The sequence below is a fragment of the Bradyrhizobium sp. Ash2021 genome (assembly GCF_031202265.1).
In the GTDB taxonomy this organism is placed as follows: Bacteria; Pseudomonadota; Alphaproteobacteria; order Rhizobiales; family Xanthobacteraceae; genus Bradyrhizobium.
The window spans coordinates 7,721,436-7,738,300 of record NZ_CP100604.1 but is presented as its reverse complement, the minus strand read 5'-3'; the positions used below and the strand labels follow the sequence as shown (position 1 = coordinate 7,738,300).

Sequence of the window (16,865 nt, the reverse complement as noted above, 5' to 3'; positions counted from 1 at the left end):
GCTCCGTGACGGGACCACCGGCTTGTGATGATCGGTCTAGGGAAAGAACGACGTTAGAGATTGGATTTCTGTGAACCTTTTTTAAGAAGGCTGCGGTGACGGTAACGGCAAGTCGGCGGCTTCGTGCACTAAGCCTGCGCAGATCATGAAACGACAACTTGGCTCATTGCGGGTCAATCAAGACGGTGATTTGTGTGAGAGCTTTGCGCTATCTGAATCATGGGAGATGAACATGCGCGAAGTTGCTGATTATGTCGTTGTCGGTGGAGGTTCGGGGGGATGCACGGTTGCAGGTCGTCTCTCGGAAGATCCGCATGTGAGCGTGGCGCTGCTGGAAGCCGGCGGACGGAACGACGATTGGATTACGAAGACTCCGTTCCTGCTCTTCATCATGGTGGCCACCGGAATTCACAACTGGGCATTCAAGACGACCCCACAAAGGGGACTGGGTGGCCGGCGAGGATACCAACCTCGCGGCAAAGGGCTGGGTGGCTCATCCGCCATCAACGCCATGGTTTATATTCGCGGGCATCGAACGGACTATGATCGATGGGCTGCAATGGGTAACACGGGTTGGTCGTACGAGGATGTGCTGCCGTATTTCAAACGGTCCGAAGACAATCAAGAATTCTCCGGGAAATATCATGGCAAGGGCGGACCTCTTAAGGTCTCCAGTCTTCAGACCGACAATCCCACCGAACAGGTCTATCTCAAGGCTGGGCGTGAAGCCGGCTTTCAGATCAACGACGATTTCAACGGGAAGCACCAGGAGGGTATCGGCATCTATCAAGTCACCCAGCTCAACGGTGAGCGCTGGAGCGCCGCCCGAGGGTACATACATCCGTACATGGGAAAGCGCCAAAATCTTCGCGTCGAGACTGCGGCCTACGCGAGCAAAATTTTGTTCGAAGGCAAGCGCGCCGTCGGCGTCGAGTACGTGCAGCGCGGTCAGGTCCGGCGCATCTATGCGAACCGGGAAGTCATTCTCAGTGCCGGGGCTTTTCAGACGCCGCAGTTACTCATGCTGTCGGGTGTCGGAGCTGCCGCCGACCTACAGAAGCTTGGAATACCGGTCATATGCGACCTGCCCGGCGTTGGACAGAACCTGCATGATCATCCCGATTTCGTCTTCGGGTACACCTCAGACGAGCCTCACCTGATAGGTATTTCCGTCGGAAGCGTGGTTCGCCTTGTCCGAGCCGTGAAACAATATCTATCTACGCGGCGGGGGCCGATTTCGTCGAACTTTGCCGAGGGAGGCGGCTTTTTGAAGACCCGGCCAGAACTCGAAGCTCCAGACCTCCAACTCCATTTCGGGATCACCGCTATCGACGATCATGGTCGAAAACTGCATTTGGGTGGCGGCTATTCGTGCCACGCATCTTTGCTGAGTCCAAAAAGCCGTGGTTCTGTCCGTCTTGCCGATACGAACCCGATGAGCCCGCCGATCATTGACCCCAATTTTCTTGGCGAGCCTGAGGACATGGAGAATATGGTCGCCTGCTTCAAGCTGACCCGCAGGCTGATGGACGCACCTTCGCTGCGCAACATGAGAACTGGCGACATGTTCACGGCCAACGTTAGCACTGACGATGATATCCGCAAGATCCTGACGGAGCGTGTGGATACGGTCTATCACCCCGTGGGAACTTGCAAGATGGGCGTGAATGACGAATTGGCGGTGGTCGATCCGCGTCTCAGGATTTACGGCCTGGAAGGGATGCGCATCGTCGATGCATCGATCATGCCCGTGGCTCCCGGAGGCAATACCAACGCTCCCACGATCATGATCGCGGAGAAAGCGACGGACATGATTCGTGAGGATTGGAACCGCAGTCGTGCCACAACAATCGCACGAGACCGAGTTATGAATCGGCAAGCTGACGGCGCCGTGTCAGCCATTCGGGTAGCCGAATCCATTGAGACGAGCGGCGCAATGGCCTCTATGCCAAATTCCTGGTTTGGGTTTTATCGACCGATAACTGCTCGGTTGCTTACGCCCGGTGCCTGGGCGACCTGGGCTGCGCTTCTGGGCTTGCTAGGCCTGGCTCTTGTTATTGCCATTCTTGGATGGAAGTCGGCCGCCCAAACGGACGTGCCAACTTCTGGATATGTGGCTCTCGCGCTCGGCGTCACATTCTCGTTGGCTGTGGGGATCGGGCTGATGGCGCTCGTCTTTTACAGCAGCCGCGCTGGATTTGACGAGCCGGCGAAGTTGGTCGAAGCCGACAAGCACGAGCCAAGTTGAGCAGCGAATGCCAACTTCGAAAAGGCCAACATTTGTCGCCAAATCTCAGCCAGTTTGGTCAATCGCGAGACTGCATTTTGCGTCAGCATCTGTCTACAACTTGTTCAGACAGGAGACCTGAAATGTACTTCCATAGCTTGCTGCAACTGCTGTCCTCGCCGCTCTCTAATCGCCTCGGGATGTGGACCACTCGTCTCGCGATCGCCGTCGTCTTCATTTGGATCGGCGCCTTGAAGTTCGTGCCGTACGAAGCCGACAGCATCACTCCGTTCGTCGCTAACAGTCCTGTGATGTCGTTCTTTTACAATCATCCGAAGGAATACAAAGCGCACCTGACCAGGGAGGGTGAGCTGAAAGCTCCGGACCGCGAATGGCAGACCGCGAACAATACTTATGGCTTCTCTGAGGGTCTTGGGACGCTAGAATTGACGATCGGCTTCCTCACCCTGGCCGGATTCATATCCACGCGAGGTGGCCTGATCGGCGCCAGCCTTGCATTCTGTACTCCGATCGTAACGCTGTCATTTCTTGTCACGACACCTGAAGCTTGGGTACCCGCGCTGGGCGACGGCGCACATGGCTTTCCCTTTCTATCCGGAGCCGGCCGGCTCGTCCTCAAGGATACAGTGATTCTGGGCGGATCTTGGCTGCTGATGGTCGATGCAGCACGACTTCTACTCGACCGCGGCCTGGGTCCACGAACGACAGGACTGGATTCGGTCAAACCTACCCTGGTGCCGTCGAGAGCGATGGGCAACCGGCGCTCCATCACCCGAACCTGAATCATTACAGGCGACGCGTCCGGCCCTCAGCTTCTAATGCTGGGGGCCATTTCCTTTTTAAACTTCGACTCGCGCGATGTGTGTTATCTCATGTCGCGGTAATGGCCAGAGTCCATCGCGCGGAGTACGCGCAATAACTCGGCGCCCGGTGTGACTTGCAAACCGTCAACGTTGGGGCAACCCAAACGTTAGTGCGTTCGCGATTAAGTTTCGGACACGACAATCCCTTACGCCTTTCATCACTTAATCGACCTGCGTGAAGTGCTGTAGACGGACTTGTGCCCCTCTTTATTCAGGCGACGCCAACTATTCGGATTTTGACCAACAGTTTTTCGGAACAAGCGCGAAAGGTGCGACTGATCTGCCAGTCCGCAAGCCGCGGCAATCTGGCTCAACGGGTCGGTCGTCGTCAGCATCATTTGCTGCGCGCGTTTGACACGCTCTTCGCTGATATATGCATGAGGAGGTACGCCAAAAGTCCGCTTGAAAGCGTGGCAGAAATATCCAGTGCTTAGTTTCACGGTACGCGCCAACTGAGCCGTGGTTAGCGTGCTATCCAGATCCTTCTGAATTTGCTCTTGAAGACGACGGATTTGCCAGGGCAACAAGCCGCCACTCACAAGAGCTTCCGTCGCGTTTGATTTTGGCGGCAAGCTTCGTTTTTCGACGAAGACAATAGCTTCCAGGATTTGATGTTTGGCCAGGCGCGCGTCCAACGACAATAGCCGCTCAGCATCCTTCAACATTACCAGCAGATCCTGTGCAGGTTGTCCGCAGTCCGCGGAATTCAGATCAGGACTGCGACGTGAGACGGGTCCAGCACCGATAAAATCTGTAATATTCTCGTTCACGGCGGCGAGTCCCTGCTAATCTTCCTTGTCCAAAAATCGAGATAGGCCAGTCGTTGGCCGAGCATCCCTACTGCTTCGTTGCGCTCCGCGTAAATTCGTCGATATGGCGTTTCACGAACTCGCGCATGTTGATCGGCATTTCACCGGTGAGTTCGAACACGTCGCTGGTCAGTCGGTCGTAGCGGCCCTGCTTGTTTAGCTCTGTCATTACTCCGAGATGCTTGACGATATGGGTCGGTATCCCTGCCGCCAAAAGCTTTTCGCTCCATCCGGCAAGCGGTACATCCCGATAACGGATGGGCCGGCCGAGCGCCTCGGAGAAAGCCCGCGCGTAGTGCGCGAGGTCGACCGACTCAGGTCCGGTCAGATTGTAGATCTGGCCGATATGCGGCGCTGGGTCGGCGAGAATGGCCGCCACTGCGCGGGCCACATCCACCGCCGAGATCGGCGAGGTCTTGCCGTCGCCCATCGGCAACGCCAGCTCGTCTGTTTCCCGCACGCCGGGAGCAGCGAATAGTCGAAAAACGCCCTCGAGAAAGACCGTCGGCCGCACCGTAACGACGGGCAGACCGGACCATGACAACGCCTGCTCCGCCAGCCAGTGCAGCTTGTGCTGCGGACTGTTGGTGCTCTCGGTGATGCTCATCTGCGTCACGGTCATCTGCGACATGTTCACGAAAGCCTCGACGCCGTGATTGCGCGCCACCGCGGCCGTGTTGACAGTCGCGGCCAGATAGTCAGCGGAGACCGACATTCCGAAATAGATGCGCGCGCACCCTTCAACAGCGCGATGCATCGAGGCGAGATCGGTCAGGTCGCCCTGCACCACCTCGGCGCCGAGCCGGCGCAAACCTTCTGCACGCTCGTCCTCTTTCCGGACCATGGTGCGGACCTTGTGGCCCTTCGCGAGCAGCATTTCACTGACGTTGCGTCCGATGGCGCCGACAGCTCCGGCTGCTCCGGTAACCAGGATCGGGGTGTTTTGGGTGTGTTTCACGAGAATCTCCATAATGGGCTCAGCCAGCAGATGGATCGCACCTAGGTCATTTTGACGTCGTGGACGTCGATGGAGAGAACGACACGCTCTGGCAGCGGCCGGTTATCAGGTCTGGTCACGTAGATCTGACGCTGCGTCCGCCGAACCACCTTGGACCGAGGGCGTATTTCGCCGACTTGGCCGCTGACCGAGACGCGCGCCGCGAGCCGCCTGAGCTCCTGCCAAACCGCCCAGCCGCGATGTGCTGCAACTGACATTTCCAATAAATCGCTCATTGCTTATCAACTTTGAAGACATGGCCGGATGTCGAAAGCGCCGGCCACGTGGATCGAGGATATCTGGGGTGCTCTCGTCGCTATCTCCGCCGACTTGAACGTGATCTTCGGATTACAGGATGTCGAGAGCCCTGTTCTCGTGGAGAGTAAGAGGCATGGCCTCACAGTTAGGCTGCGCAGAGCGCTCATGAACATGCGATGCCGGGGTCCGGTCGATCAGCAGGCTGAGCAACTCGGGACGGGCATAGTGGCCGCGCGAGTCCATCTGCTGCTTGCGCCGGTAAATCCGCGTGAAATCGAGATCGGCAATGACTTCACCTTCGCCGGACCGGAGCGGTTCGCCCAGCAACGTCGCGTCGGGCGCCACGATCGCGGTGAAGCAGCCGCCCGAGATCGGACCGATTTCACAACCGGTATCCTTCATGATCTGAGCCTGCTGATCGGCGTCGAGCCAGGCGGTTGCGTTCACGACGAAAGCACCGGACTCCAGAGCGTGTTGACGGATATTGATTTCCATCCTCATGGCAAACCCGTCGCCGAAAGCTGAACCCGGATACATGGCCGAATGGATGTGCTCGCCGTCCGCCATCAGCGCATAGCGAGCCAGGGGATTGTTGTGCTCGAAGCAAGCCAATTGGCCGATGCGGCCGACCTTGCTGTCGACGGCGCGAAGGCCCGACCCATCGCCCTGGCCCCAGATCATGCGCTCAAAATGAGTTGGCGTGATCTTTCGGCGCCGCTGGATCAGGGTGCCATCGGCGTCGAAGAGCAATTGCGTGTTGTAGATGGAGCCGCCGTCGCGCTCATTGACACCGATCGATACCACCATGCCGGCCTTCCGGGCAGCCTCGCCGATCGCGTCGGTGGCTGCGGACGGCACCGTCACGGATTGATCAAGAAGCCTCAGATACTCGTCGCCGAACAGTTGCGCCATTGGCGTCTGGACGGCAGAAAAGTACGGATAGTATGGCACCACTGCTTCGGGGAAGGTCGCGAACTGGACGCCCTTTTCGCCCAGCTCGCGGATCTTCTTCACCACCTTCTCGACGGTGCCTTCGCGGCTATACAATACCGGGCTGATCTGGACGGCGGCTGCTTTGACGATGGTGTTCATCGGATACTCCTTGGAGGATTGCGTGGACTTTCTGTTGGCAACGGGCGACGCGCAGCGGGCGCGGCGGTCTTTCAAGTCGACTGGCGCAGCGATCGGAGACCCGCGCGGAGCTCGGCGCTGAAAAGCGCCGGCTGCTCCCAGGCGGCGTAATGCCCACCTTTCTCGACGTTGTTGAAATAGATCAGCTTGGGATACGCCCGCTCCGTCCAGCTCCGGGGGGCCGGATAATTCTCTCCGGGAAATACGCTTACGGCGGTCGGGACCGAGATGTTGGCGGCGTTGTAGAGGTTGAGCTTGTTTTCCCAATAGAAGCGGGCCGACGAGACCGCCGTCTTGGTCAACCAGTACAGAGTGATGTCATCGAGGACATCATCCCGGGTAAGGCCATCGGCGGGATGTCCGTTGACGGTACGCCCGAGCGCCGCCGACATGATTGCTGCCGCGGGCTGGCCGTAGCCGTCGCCGTGGTCAAGCATCCAGGTCGCCAGACCGACCGGGGAGTCCGCCAGGCCGTACAGCGTTTGTGGTCGCGACCCCATCAGCGCGGCGTAAGCGCGTTTCTTCGCGAAGAGGACCGCGAGCTGCTGATAGGCAAGCTTTTCGTCGGCCGAGAGATCGGGAGCCGGCGGGTGGCCGGCCTCCAGCGCCTTCGCGATGTCCGGCGGAACGACGGCGGGAAAGTTCGTGTGAATCCCTAGCAACTCCCGCGGGGCCAGCTTGCCCATCGCGGTGACCACGCCTCCGCCGAGATCGCCGCCCTGTGCCGCGAACCGGGCGTAACCGAGACGCTTCATCAGCACGATCCAGGCGCGTGCGGTACGGCCCGTCTCCCAACCGCCGGTCGTCGGCCTGGCCGAAAATCCGTAGCCGGGAATCGACGGGATCACCAGGTGGAACGCGTCCGCGGCCGTGCCGCCATGCTCGGTCGGATTGGTCAGCGGGTCGATGATCCGGAGCTGTTCGATGATCGAACCGGGCCAACCATGGGTGACGATCAACGGCAAGGCCTTTTCGTGTTTCGAGCGAACGTGGATGAAGTGGATGTCCAGCCCGTCGATCTCGGTGATGAACTGCGGCAGCGCGTTGAGCCGCGCCTCGATCTTGCGCCAATCGTATTGTGTCGCCCAGTAACGCGCGATCTGCTGGATCGCTGCGAGCTGGACGCCTTGCGATTCATCCGCGACCGTCTCCCGGTCGGGCCACCTTGCGTCCTTGATACGCCGGCGCATATCGACCAACGCTTTTTCCGCAACCTGAACCCGGAACGGGCGGATGGCCTCGGTTGCCACCACCGGAAGGGAGGAAGCAACGCTCACGACACCAGCGGCCGCGATTGCCGCGGCGGTCGTGCCGAGACTTTGCCGCTGATCGAGGTCGGCGATTTTCGAACTTGATGACACAGCCATGGTTGATCTCCTGCCTGTTTGAAATATTTCTGTCAGCTCGCCTGTCGCAACGTCTTGAACGCGGCGCGAAGCTCCGCGCTGAATAGCTCAGGCTGTTCCCAGGCGGCGAAATGGCCGCCCCGATCCGCTTCATTGAAATAAATCAGCTTGTGATAGGCCCGCTCGGTCCAGCTCTTCGGCGCCTGATAGATTTCGCCGGGAAACACGGTCACGGCCGCAGGGATCGAGACGTTGACCGCGCTCAACAGCCGGCGCTTGTTTTCCCAGTACAGCCGCGCCGAAGAGACCGCCGTATTCGTCAGCCAATAGAGCGTGATGTTGTCCAGGACGTCGTCCCTGGTGACGGCTCCGGCCGAGTGGCCGTTGACCGTGCGCCCGAGGACGGCCGACATGATCGCCGCCGCCGGCTGAGCGTAGTTGTCGCCGTGGTCGAGCAGCCAGGCGGCGAGACCGACGGGAGAATCCGCCATGGCATAGAGCGTTTGCGGGCGCGTCCCCATCTCGAGCGTGTAGGCCAGGTGCTTGGTGCGCTGTGCGACCAGCTGCTCGAACGCGCGCTTTTCGTCGGGTGCGAGACCGGATGGCGGCGGACCGCCGGCCTGCAGCGCCATGCCGATTTCGGGAGGGATCGTCTCCGGAAAGTTGACGTGAATGCCGAGCAATTCCGGCGGCGCTTGTTGAGCCATCACGTTGGCAACCACGCCGCCCCAGTCGCCTCCCTGCGCGACAAACCGCGCGTATCCCAGGCGCTTCATCAGCGCCACCCAGGCTCGCGCGATCCGGTCTGGATCCCAGCCGGTCGTGGTCGGCTTGGCTGAAAAGCCGTAACCCGGCATTGACGGAATCACGACATGGAAGGCATCCGATGCGCTGCCGCCATGGCCGGTGGGATTGGTCAAGGGATCGATGATCTTGAGCTGCTCGATGATCGAGCCGGGCCACCCGTGTGTGACGACAAGCGGCAATGCATTTTCATGTTTCGAGCGAACATGGATGAAGTGAATGTCCAGCCCGTCGATCTCGGTGATGAATTGCGGCAGAGCGTTGAGCCGCGCCTCGATCTTCCGCCAGTCGTAGTCCTTCTGCCAGTAGTGCGCGAGCTCCTGCAACGTCGCGAGCGGCACGCCCTGGGAATCATCGGCGACGGTTTCCTTGTCGGGCCACAAGGTCGCAGCCAGACGCCTGCGAAGGTCCATCAGGTCCGCCTCGGGAACGTGGATGCGGAAGGGACGGACCGCATCGGCGGCATCGGCCAGTACCGGACAATTGACCAACAGACCCGCCGCACCCGCAGCAAGCGCCCCCCCTGCGACAGCGCGCAACAACTGACGGCGTTCTCGATTGAATACCTCAGGTTTCACATGCGCTCTCATTCTGAAGCTCCTTTGGCCTTGCTCGAACTGCTTGAATCAGACACGACGGCGGGTGTGTTTTGGAGAGGCTCATTCGGGCTTCTGCGTTAGTTGCTATGGGTCTTGGCGGTGTTAGCTCAGCGCCAGCCGCCCGAAGCCGAAATGCGTTCGCCGGTCAGCCACGACGCTTGGTCGGACGCCAGGAAGACGGCAACTTTTGCGATGTCCGCGGGTTGACCCATGCGGCCGAGGGGTGTCATTCGGACGACCGCCTTTTCCATCTCGCCGCCGACGATACCGGCCGCTGCTGAGCCCTCGGTTTCGACACCGCCTGGGGCGATGGCATTGACGCGGATATTGCGGGCACCCAGTTCTCGAGAAAGCGCGACAGTCATGTTGTCGACAGCCGCCTTGGTCGACGCGTAGACGACCGAGTGAGGCGTTGGGTTCTTGCTCACAACCGAGCTGATGTTGATGATGCTGCCGCCGCCAGGACCGAAGGCCTTGAGCGCCTCTTGCGTGGTCAGGAGTGGCCCGAGCACGTTGGTATTGAACTGGCGATGGAATTCAGCCTCCGAGATCGCTTCGACAGGCTCAAATGCGAATACGCCGGCGTTGTTGACGACGACGTCGGGTGCGCCAAACGCGGCAGTTGTCTCAGCGAACAGGCGCTTCACGTCGTCGGGCTTGCCAACATCGGCCTGCACGGCAATTGCGCGACCGCCAGCGTTGATGATCACTGCGACAACACGATCGGCTCCTTCTTTCGAGCCGTTGTAGCCGACGGCGACCGCCGCCCCGGCCGCGCCGAAGCTCCTGGCGATGCCTGCGCCGATCCCCTTGGAAGCGCCGGTCACGATCGCAACTTTGCCGTTGAGGGTATTCATTTGCTTGCTCCTGTTTCGATACAGGGCTTAAATATCCTTTGATCAGAAGGCTGATTAGCCTTTCGTAAGGCAAAGGATTTGTGCCTAATTGTCTTGAGTGTTTTCTTGCTGGAAGGCTCAGGCGGGAGCGTAGGGGCAGTATGACGACCATCCTCGAGAAGACCGCAGGCTTGGTCGCGTTCGTCCGGACGGCCGACTCCGGGTCTTTTAGTGCTGCGGCGCGCTCGATCGGCACGAGCCCTTCGGCGGTTTCGAAAAGCGTTGCGCGCCTGGAAAAGCGCCTAGGTGCGCGGCTGGTACAGCGCAGCACCAGAGCCTTGAAACTCACCGCGGAGGGCTCGGCATACTACGAGCGCGTGGCTCCGCTACTTCGCGCAATCGAGGACGCGGAGGATGTCTTACAGTTGTCCGGCGAAGCCAGCGGGCTTCTACGGGTCACGGCACCGATCGAATTCGGCCGAACCGTTATTGCCCGCTGGCTAGAACCGTTCGCGGCGCGGCATCCCCTGCTCAAGATCGAGCTGCGCCTTACGGACAGACAGGTAGATTTGGTCCGCGAAGGCTTCGACGTCGCTGTCCGGATGGGCCACTTGCCCGATGGCGATCTCGTGGGACGAAAGCTCGCGCATTTCGAGACAGTCCTCATCGCGTCACCGATCTACCTCGCAAACCGCGGCCATCCGAGGGATGTCAATGATTTGAAAGATCACGCGATACTCCGCTATCTGCTCGGCCAGGAACCCCAACCGATCCCCTTTGCAGATGGATCGACTCTTCTTGGCGACGGTCCTTTCGACGCAAACGACGGGGCCACTCTAAAGCAGGCTGCGGTCTCGGGCGCCGGCATCGCTTACATGATGCGTCTGGCTGTCGAAGACGAGATTGCTTCAGGCCGGTTGGTCCAGGTGCTGCCGGACGTCGCGCTACCAAAGGTGCCGGTCTACGTACTTCACGCTTACGGCAGGATGCTCCCAGGGCGCATTCGGCTGTTCACTGACTTCATGGTCGAGCAGGCCAAGGCAATGTTGAAACCCTGATCTCAGCCTGCTGCCTGTGTTCGACGTCCTGATGGAGTGACCTGACGGATTTTTTGGGCCAGCGGAATAGAGAATACTGCATTGCTGCGCTCTGATCCAGATGAAGGATGTCAGATGCTGTCGTTTGCGCCGCCGATGGTTGGTAGTTCAGCGATTAGTGCGGTCGGATCATGTCCTAATGCCTGCGCCATTGCTCGACCACGACGAGGGCTTCCTTCAGGCTGTGGAACAGTTTCCCGTTGAAGCATTCGTCGCGTAGCTTGCCGTTGAAGGACACGCAGTAACCGTTCTCCCAGAGGACTGTAGGGTTCGATGTAGAGCATCTTCGCTCCGAGCTTGGCGAACCGGCGCACGATCTTGGCGGTCATCTCCGCGCCGTTGTCGGACCGGATGTACTCTGGCACCCCCGCGTTCAGCATCACGTCGGCCATCTTTTCGATAACGCCTAGGCTGTTGAATCGACGAGCCACCCTGATCGGCTGGCCTGCCGGGGTGAACGCATCGATCAAAGTCAGAAATCTGAGCCGTCGACCGTCATGGGTCTGCGCCTCAACAAAGTCGTAGCTCCAGACAGGTTGCGATGCTCCGGTCTCAGCCGGATGCGGGGTCCGTCATTGAGCCAGAGCCGGCCCCGTGGCCGTTGTTTTCCTGGGTACTTTCAGCCCCTCACAGCGCCAGTTCCGCTGACCCGATCCATCCGAACCTACCCGGCGTCGGCAGGCAGGGATGCGATCCGGCGATAGCGGTAGTGTCCATATTGGGAGGCCAAGGAGATTATCGCCCTTGTCAGCGAAGGCGCGCGAGCTTGGGAGTTGCGAGCCGCAACCGATCTTGCGTGGGACTGGATATGTTAGCTCCGAAGGGTGCCGAACGACTGTCGAGGACTGGGCTAGTTCGATCTCGGCGCGCGCCAACGATTCTCGGAAATTCCTGCTTACTCTCATTTCGTCAAATATCAGCCAGTTTGATCAATCGTGAAACTGCATCTTGCTTCAGCTTCTGTCTGCGATTTTCTCAGCCAGGAGACCCAAAAGTGTACATTCGTATATTTTGCACCAGCTGTGGCCTTCGTCGCTTTTTAAACGTCTCGGGATGTTAGGCATGCGTGCCGCGATACCGTGGTGACGCCGTCGAGCGCATTTTGTGATGCGCGTTCCGTGACCAATGGGGCCTGAGCCGAGCTTTGGTGGATCGAGTTCGCTCCTTCAACATTTCGGATAGTGGCTCGACAGACGTCGAGCCACTATCGCTGCAATCTCGCAAGAGGACTAGAATGCCATATTCAAACCAAAGTTACATAATCAGTCGGTCGTGCAACGAACCGGCCGAAGAGAACCTATTGCTGCGGGAGCTTACTCATCGCATCAATAACGAGATGGCGTCAACGATCGGCTTCATAGGGTGCGCTTCGGCCCGGTACCGCAGCGAAGAAGTCAAGGCGGCATTGGACAGCGTGATCCGGCATATAAGCGATTCGGCCCTCGTTTACCGCTCTCTTCAGATGCCTATTGCTGACGAACCGATCGATGCCGCGAATTATCTGCACGAGCTTTGTCGAGCCATTAGTCGCGCGAAACTGCAGCACAGGGGGATCGAACTCCTATTCTTGCAAAGTCCGCTCAAGCTAAGCGCCGCTCGCTGTTGGCGATTGGGAATGATCGTATCCGAATTGATCAACAACGCTTCGCGTCACGCATTTGGCGGCGACGCCGGAAAGATTGAGGTCAAATTGGATCACCGCGGTACGTTCGTGAATTGCACCGTCAGCGACAACGGTCCTGGGTCTGACAGAATCACGCCCGGTCAAGGCTTGAAGATCATTCACGCGCTCGCGCGCGGACTTGATGGAACGGTCGAGCATCGATCCGGCCCATCGGGTACCATCGCGATACTCTCGTTTCCAGTGCGAAGTTTGGCGGGAGATTTGACACTTTGCTCAAGAGACTTGGCAGACGGATTCGCCAATCGCCAAACTGGCGGCGTTGCTCGGGAGGAGGAACTGTGACTCTCCAGATCAGCTCATCCGAGATCGGGCATCCCGTCACTGCAGCCGATGCAGCCAGGGAGATGTCGCCCGGTACCGCCGAGAAAGATCGAGTAGGTTCGCGGATGTTTCCTTCCGTAAATCAATTCAATGTTCGCAAGGCGCTGGCTGGCTGCGCCGCATTGGCGGCTCTTGGAGCAACCATATGGTACGGCTGGGACTACTGGATGGTTGGTCAGTATCTGGTGACGACTGACGATGCCTATGTGAAGGCTGACAACACCACGATCGCGCCGAAAGTATCGGGCCACCTGACCAACGTGCTGATCGGCGATAATGAACTCGTGATGGCAGGGCAGGTGCTGGCGCAAATCGACGACCGCGATTTCAAGGTGGCGCTCGACCAAGCTAAGGCCGATGTCGCCGCAGCGCAGGCTACCGCCGAAAGCAAGCAGGCGCAGATCGACGTGCAGCAGGCTGTGATCGCAGCGGCGAAGGCGACCATCGAGGTCGACACTGCAACCCGGACATTCGCGGGCCAGGAGAACAAGCGCTACACCGATCTCGCCGCCACCGGATACGGCAGCGTGCAGAATGCTCAGGCCGCGCAATCGCGCAACGCAGGCGCGGAAGCCGCCATTCGGCGCGACCTCGCCAATCTCGCCTCGGCGCAAAAGCAGGTCGAACTGCTGAAGGCCGAGCTTGGACAGGCCGTCGCGGCCGCTGCGCGTGCTGACGCCCTGAAGCACCAGGCTCAGCTCAATCTTGGTTACACCACGATCACGGCGCCAATCGACGGCGTCGTCGGCAACCGCACGCTCCGGACCGGGCAATTCGTGCAGGCCGGCACGCAACTGATGTCACTGGTGCCCGCTACCGGCGCCTACATCGTCGCTAACTACAAGGAAACCCAACTCACCAACGTGCAAAAGGGACAACTGGTCACGATCGCCGTCGATATGTTCCCCGGCCGGATCGTTCATGGCCATGTCGACAGCCTTGCGCCGGCAAGCGGCCAGGAGTTCGCGCTGCTGCCGCCAGACAACGCCACTGGCAACTTCACCAAGGTGGTTCAGCGCATCCCGGTCAGGATCGCGCTCGACGGTGCGGCATCGATCGAGTTGCGCCCGGGCATGTCGGTGATCCCGACCATTGGGACGCGCGCAGAACGGTCCGGCAGCGCCGAGACTATCCCCGTCGCTTCCCAGCGGTGATGCCATGTCCGCCCTCCCCGCGTCCGCTTCCACAGCTGTCCTTCGGACCGCGCCGCACGCGGCCCCGCAAGATCCCGATCGCGCCCGGCCGGTGGTATGGATCTCATTGGTCGCAGCGATGATCGGCGCCTTTATGGCGATCCTGAATATCCAGATCACGAATGCTTCGCTGCTCAACATCGAAGGCGGCATCGGCACCGGCGTTGACAACGGATCCTGGATCTCGACCTCCTATCTGATCGGCGAAATCGTCGTTATCCCGCTCACCGACTACCTCAGCCGGGTGTTCTCTTTTCGCAGGATCATTCTCGCTCACGCCACGCTTTTTGGGATGTTTTCGGTTGCCTGCGCCTTCGCCCATGACTTGCCAACGATGATCGCGATGCGCGCTCTACAAGGCTATTTCGGCGGCGTCCTGATCCCGATGGCATTCACACTGGTCTTCACCAAACTGCCGAAGGGCCAGCAGCCCATCGGGCTTGCGATGTTCTCGCTCGCAGTGACCTTTGCACCCGCGATCGGTCCCACCATCGGCGGCTATCTCACCGAGAACTACGGCTGGCAGACCATTTTCTTCGTCAACGTCATACCTACTGCGGTGATGGTGACGACGCTGTACTTCACGCTTGAGCGCCAGCCCATGCAACTCGGCCTGCTCCGGGAAGGCGATTGGTTCGGTATCGTCACGATGACAATCGGGCTCTCGGCGCTGCAGACCGTGCTGGAGGAAGGCAACAAGGACGACTGGTTCGGCTCTCCCCTTATCGTGAGGCTCGCCGTCATCTCCGGGATCAGCCTGTCTCTTTTCATCACCAACGAGTTGATCGTGGAAAAGCCGCTGCTGCGCCTGCGGCTGCTGACCAGCCGAAACTTTGGCTTAGGAACGATCGCCGCGGTCTTTCTTGGCTTCGGGCTATTCGGCTCAATCTACCTTCTGCCGGCCTATCTTGGCCAAGTACAGCGCTATAATGCCGAGCAGATCGGCGAAGTCCTAGCGTGGACTGGCCTCCCTCAACTTATATTAATCCCGCTGGTACCAATGCTGATGCAACGGATCGATGCGCGCTATCTTGCCGCATTCGGGCTGCTGCTGTTCGCCTACAGCTCCTTCATGAACACGGAAATGTCGCTAGACTATTCCGGCGACCAGTTCTGGATCCCCAATATCGTTCGCGCCATCGGCCAGGCATTGACGCTGGTACCGCTCAGCAACGTCTCGCTCGGCGGCATCGCACCGCAGGACGCTGCAGCCGCGTCCGGCATCTCCAATATGATGCGCAACCTTGGCGGTGCGGTCGGCACCGCCGTGCTCGCGACTATCGTCACCAAGCGCGAGCAGTTCCATTCGAATATTATCGGCCAATCAGTCGATCTCGGCCGCGAAGAGGTGCGCAACCGTATCACGGATCTGACTAACTACTTTCTTAGCCACGGCTTGACTGACCATGCTGCCGCCCAACATCAAGCGATCGTCGCGCTTGGCAATACCGTCAAGCGCCAGGCGCTCGTGCTAGGATATGGCGACACTTTCATGGTGCTCGGCGTGGTGTTGTTGCTTTCCGCCCTGGCCATACTTTTGACCAAGAAGCCGAACGCCGGCGCTGCGGCGGCCGGCGCCCACTAGAGCGAGGAGCCTAGCAATGGGTCTTGCCCCGCTCACAACACCTAACAACCTCTAGCGGGCTATTGCGTCGACGAGAGAGTAGCGTTGCCGACAGCGAGGATCACGGATCCGTCGATTTCTCGCTGACATTCAACCGCACTGAAATGCGGCGCTTCGACCACCTAATGCATCAAGGAAAATCCAAATGCCGACGACCGAAACTGACGGCTCTGTCCACGACCGTGTCACCCCTGCCATCGCTCGAAAACTCCTCGCTACTGGCAAGACCCACAATACCAACGGGCGTTCCGGCGGTGCGCGTAGCAGCGACGGCCATCTCGATATCAGATTGCCGGAGCCCCACCCGGCCGCCGAGCAGCTCTTTGGCGCGGCTTGGTCGGCTTGTTACATGGGCGCGATCCAACTCGCCGCCGCACAGCGAAAGGTCAAGCTTCCGGCGGATATGGCGGTCGACGCCGAAATCGATTTGAATCAGGCAGATGGCGCGTTTTTCCTCCGCGCGCGCCTCAACGTGAGCGTCCCGGGCGTCGAGCGCGAGCAGGCGCAGGCATTGATCGAGGCTGCGCATACGATCTGCCCATACTCCAAGGCAGTCCACGGCAACATCGACCTGACGACGACCCTCGTCTGAACGGAGGCTCGCGGGCGAGCGCTCGCGAGCGTCGACATCTCTCCGCGTCGATCCATACGCGCCGCAGAGCGACACTCGGAGGGGAGGCATCATGAAATTCGCTTCCGCCGCCGCATTGGCACTTATCGGCTGCCTTGCATGGAGTCGCTATGAGAACGACGCCGACCACAAAAATTCTCGCCATCCGGTTTGAACAATCGCAGGCGTTCGGTGTCCTACCGAACGAAGTCGGGAAACCGTCGACCTCTACTTCGATGGCAAGATCGAGCAGTGGTACTCACTGCAGATAAAGCGGGGCGCAGCGTTCATCAACGCCACCGATCCCGGCCGTCACTCACGAAATGGTCGAAAAACTGCCGTTGCGCATATGATGAGCTTCGAACTGATCCCCATCCGTCCGCTGAACCCACTTCGCTTTTTTCAAGGTGTGCAGCCGAAACCTTCAGTTCGACGACAAGGTGAT

The 16,865-nt window shown here is 59.5% G+C and carries 13 protein-coding genes and 2 pseudogenes; 7 read left to right on the top strand and 8 right to left on the bottom strand.

Annotated features, from left to right (window positions below; genetic code table 11):
• Nucleotides 1-232 precede the first annotated feature (232 nt).
• A pseudogene (locus NL528_RS37290) lies at nucleotides 233-1,825 on the top strand (GMC family oxidoreductase); the annotation flags it as partial.
• 545 nt (nucleotides 1,826-2,370) lie between these two features.
• The gene (rclC, locus tag NL528_RS37285) at nucleotides 2,371-3,030 is read left to right on the top strand and encodes a reactive chlorine resistance membrane protein RclC (protein WP_309179345.1); all 660 of its coding nucleotides are present in this window, start codon (nucleotides 2,371-2,373) and stop codon (nucleotides 3,028-3,030) included.
• A 239-nt stretch (nucleotides 3,031-3,269) separates the two neighbouring features.
• Here rclC and NL528_RS37280 read toward each other — a convergent pair whose 3' ends face one another.
• From NL528_RS37280 to NL528_RS37250, 7 genes are all read right to left on the bottom strand, one after another.
• Nucleotides 3,270-3,881, bottom strand: coding sequence for an AraC family transcriptional regulator (locus NL528_RS37280; protein ID WP_309179344.1), 612 nt, complete (start codon nucleotides 3,879-3,881; stop codon nucleotides 3,270-3,272).
• 67 nt (nucleotides 3,882-3,948) lie between these two features.
• Entirely contained in the window at nucleotides 3,949-4,878 is a 930-nt protein-coding gene (locus NL528_RS37275; RefSeq protein WP_309179343.1) for an SDR family NAD(P)-dependent oxidoreductase, read from the bottom strand.
• A gap of 41 nt (nucleotides 4,879-4,919) precedes the next feature.
• Nucleotides 4,920-5,153: a hypothetical protein gene (locus NL528_RS37270; protein ID WP_309179342.1), complete on the bottom strand. Its 234-nt coding sequence runs from the start codon at nucleotides 5,151-5,153 to the stop codon at nucleotides 4,920-4,922.
• A 112-nt stretch (nucleotides 5,154-5,265) separates the two neighbouring features.
• On the bottom strand, nucleotides 5,266-6,267 hold the full coding sequence (locus NL528_RS37265; RefSeq protein ID WP_309179341.1) for a carbon-nitrogen hydrolase family protein: 1,002 nt from the start codon (nucleotides 6,265-6,267) through the stop codon (nucleotides 5,266-5,268).
• A 71-nt stretch (nucleotides 6,268-6,338) separates the two neighbouring features.
• Nucleotides 6,339-7,673 (bottom strand): alpha/beta fold hydrolase, encoded by a 1,335-nt coding sequence (locus NL528_RS37260; protein ID WP_309179340.1) that lies wholly within the window; start codon nucleotides 7,671-7,673, stop codon nucleotides 6,339-6,341.
• A gap of 32 nt (nucleotides 7,674-7,705) precedes the next feature.
• On the bottom strand, nucleotides 7,706-9,046 hold the full coding sequence (locus NL528_RS37255) for an epoxide hydrolase (protein ID WP_309179339.1): 1,341 nt from the start codon (nucleotides 9,044-9,046) through the stop codon (nucleotides 7,706-7,708).
• Between the two features lie 116 nt (nucleotides 9,047-9,162).
• Nucleotides 9,163-9,912 carry a glucose 1-dehydrogenase gene (locus NL528_RS37250; RefSeq protein WP_309179338.1) on the bottom strand — a complete coding sequence of 250 codons (750 nt, stop codon included), beginning with the start codon at nucleotides 9,910-9,912 and terminating at the stop codon, nucleotides 9,163-9,165.
• A gap of 140 nt (nucleotides 9,913-10,052) precedes the next feature.
• On the opposite strand from NL528_RS37250, the gene NL528_RS37245 reads away from it, so the two are divergent.
• Nucleotides 10,053-10,949 (top strand): LysR family transcriptional regulator, encoded by an 897-nt coding sequence (locus NL528_RS37245; protein ID WP_309179337.1) that lies wholly within the window; start codon nucleotides 10,053-10,055, stop codon nucleotides 10,947-10,949.
• 184 nt (nucleotides 10,950-11,133) lie between these two features.
• Here NL528_RS37245 and NL528_RS47345 read toward each other — a convergent pair.
• A pseudogene (locus NL528_RS47345) lies at nucleotides 11,134-11,739 on the bottom strand (integrase core domain-containing protein); the annotation flags it as partial.
• Between the two features lie 549 nt (nucleotides 11,740-12,288).
• Here NL528_RS47345 and NL528_RS37235 point away from each other — a divergent pair.
• From NL528_RS37235 to NL528_RS37220, 4 genes are all read left to right on the top strand, one after another.
• Nucleotides 12,289-12,954: a sensor histidine kinase gene (locus NL528_RS37235; RefSeq protein ID WP_309179335.1), complete on the top strand. Its 666-nt coding sequence runs from the start codon at nucleotides 12,289-12,291 to the stop codon at nucleotides 12,952-12,954.
• Nucleotides 12,955-13,016: 62 nt separating this feature from the next.
• Complete coding sequence (locus tag NL528_RS37230; RefSeq protein WP_375144100.1) at nucleotides 13,017-14,147, top strand: HlyD family secretion protein; 1,131 nt, start codon at nucleotides 13,017-13,019, stop codon at nucleotides 14,145-14,147.
• Between the two features lie 4 nt (nucleotides 14,148-14,151).
• The gene (locus NL528_RS37225) at nucleotides 14,152-15,771 is read left to right on the top strand and encodes a DHA2 family efflux MFS transporter permease subunit (protein WP_375144099.1); all 1,620 of its coding nucleotides are present in this window, start codon (nucleotides 14,152-14,154) and stop codon (nucleotides 15,769-15,771) included.
• Nucleotides 15,772-16,006: 235 nt separating this feature from the next.
• Nucleotides 16,007-16,402: an Ohr family peroxiredoxin gene (locus tag NL528_RS37220; RefSeq protein WP_309185160.1), complete on the top strand. Its 396-nt coding sequence runs from the start codon at nucleotides 16,007-16,009 to the stop codon at nucleotides 16,400-16,402.
• Nucleotides 16,403-16,865 lie beyond the last annotated feature (463 nt).

Excerpts from the sequence above, each read along its gene's own strand:
- NL528_RS37225 (WP_375144099.1), top strand. The coding sequence starts at position 14,152 with ATGTCCGCCCTCCCCGCGTCCGCTTCCACAGCTGTCCTTCGGACCGCG.
- NL528_RS37245 (WP_309179337.1), top strand. The coding sequence starts at position 10,053 with ATGACGACCATCCTCGAGAAGACCGCAGGCTTGGTCGCGTTCGTCCGG.
- NL528_RS37230 (WP_375144100.1), top strand. The coding sequence starts at position 13,017 with ATGTCGCCCGGTACCGCCGAGAAAGATCGAGTAGGTTCGCGGATGTTT.
- NL528_RS37260 (WP_309179340.1), bottom strand. The coding sequence starts at position 7,673 with ATGGCTGTGTCATCAAGTTCGAAAATCGCCGACCTCGATCAGCGGCAA.
- NL528_RS37270 (WP_309179342.1), bottom strand. The coding sequence starts at position 5,153 with ATGAGCGATTTATTGGAAATGTCAGTTGCAGCACATCGCGGCTGGGCG.
- NL528_RS37250 (WP_309179338.1), bottom strand. The coding sequence starts at position 9,912 with ATGAATACCCTCAACGGCAAAGTTGCGATCGTGACCGGCGCTTCCAAG.
- NL528_RS37265 (WP_309179341.1), bottom strand. The coding sequence starts at position 6,267 with ATGAACACCATCGTCAAAGCAGCCGCCGTCCAGATCAGCCCGGTATTG.
- rclC (WP_309179345.1), top strand. The coding sequence starts at position 2,371 with ATGTACTTCCATAGCTTGCTGCAACTGCTGTCCTCGCCGCTCTCTAAT.
- NL528_RS37255 (WP_309179339.1), bottom strand. The coding sequence starts at position 9,046 with ATGAGAGCGCATGTGAAACCTGAGGTATTCAATCGAGAACGCCGTCAG.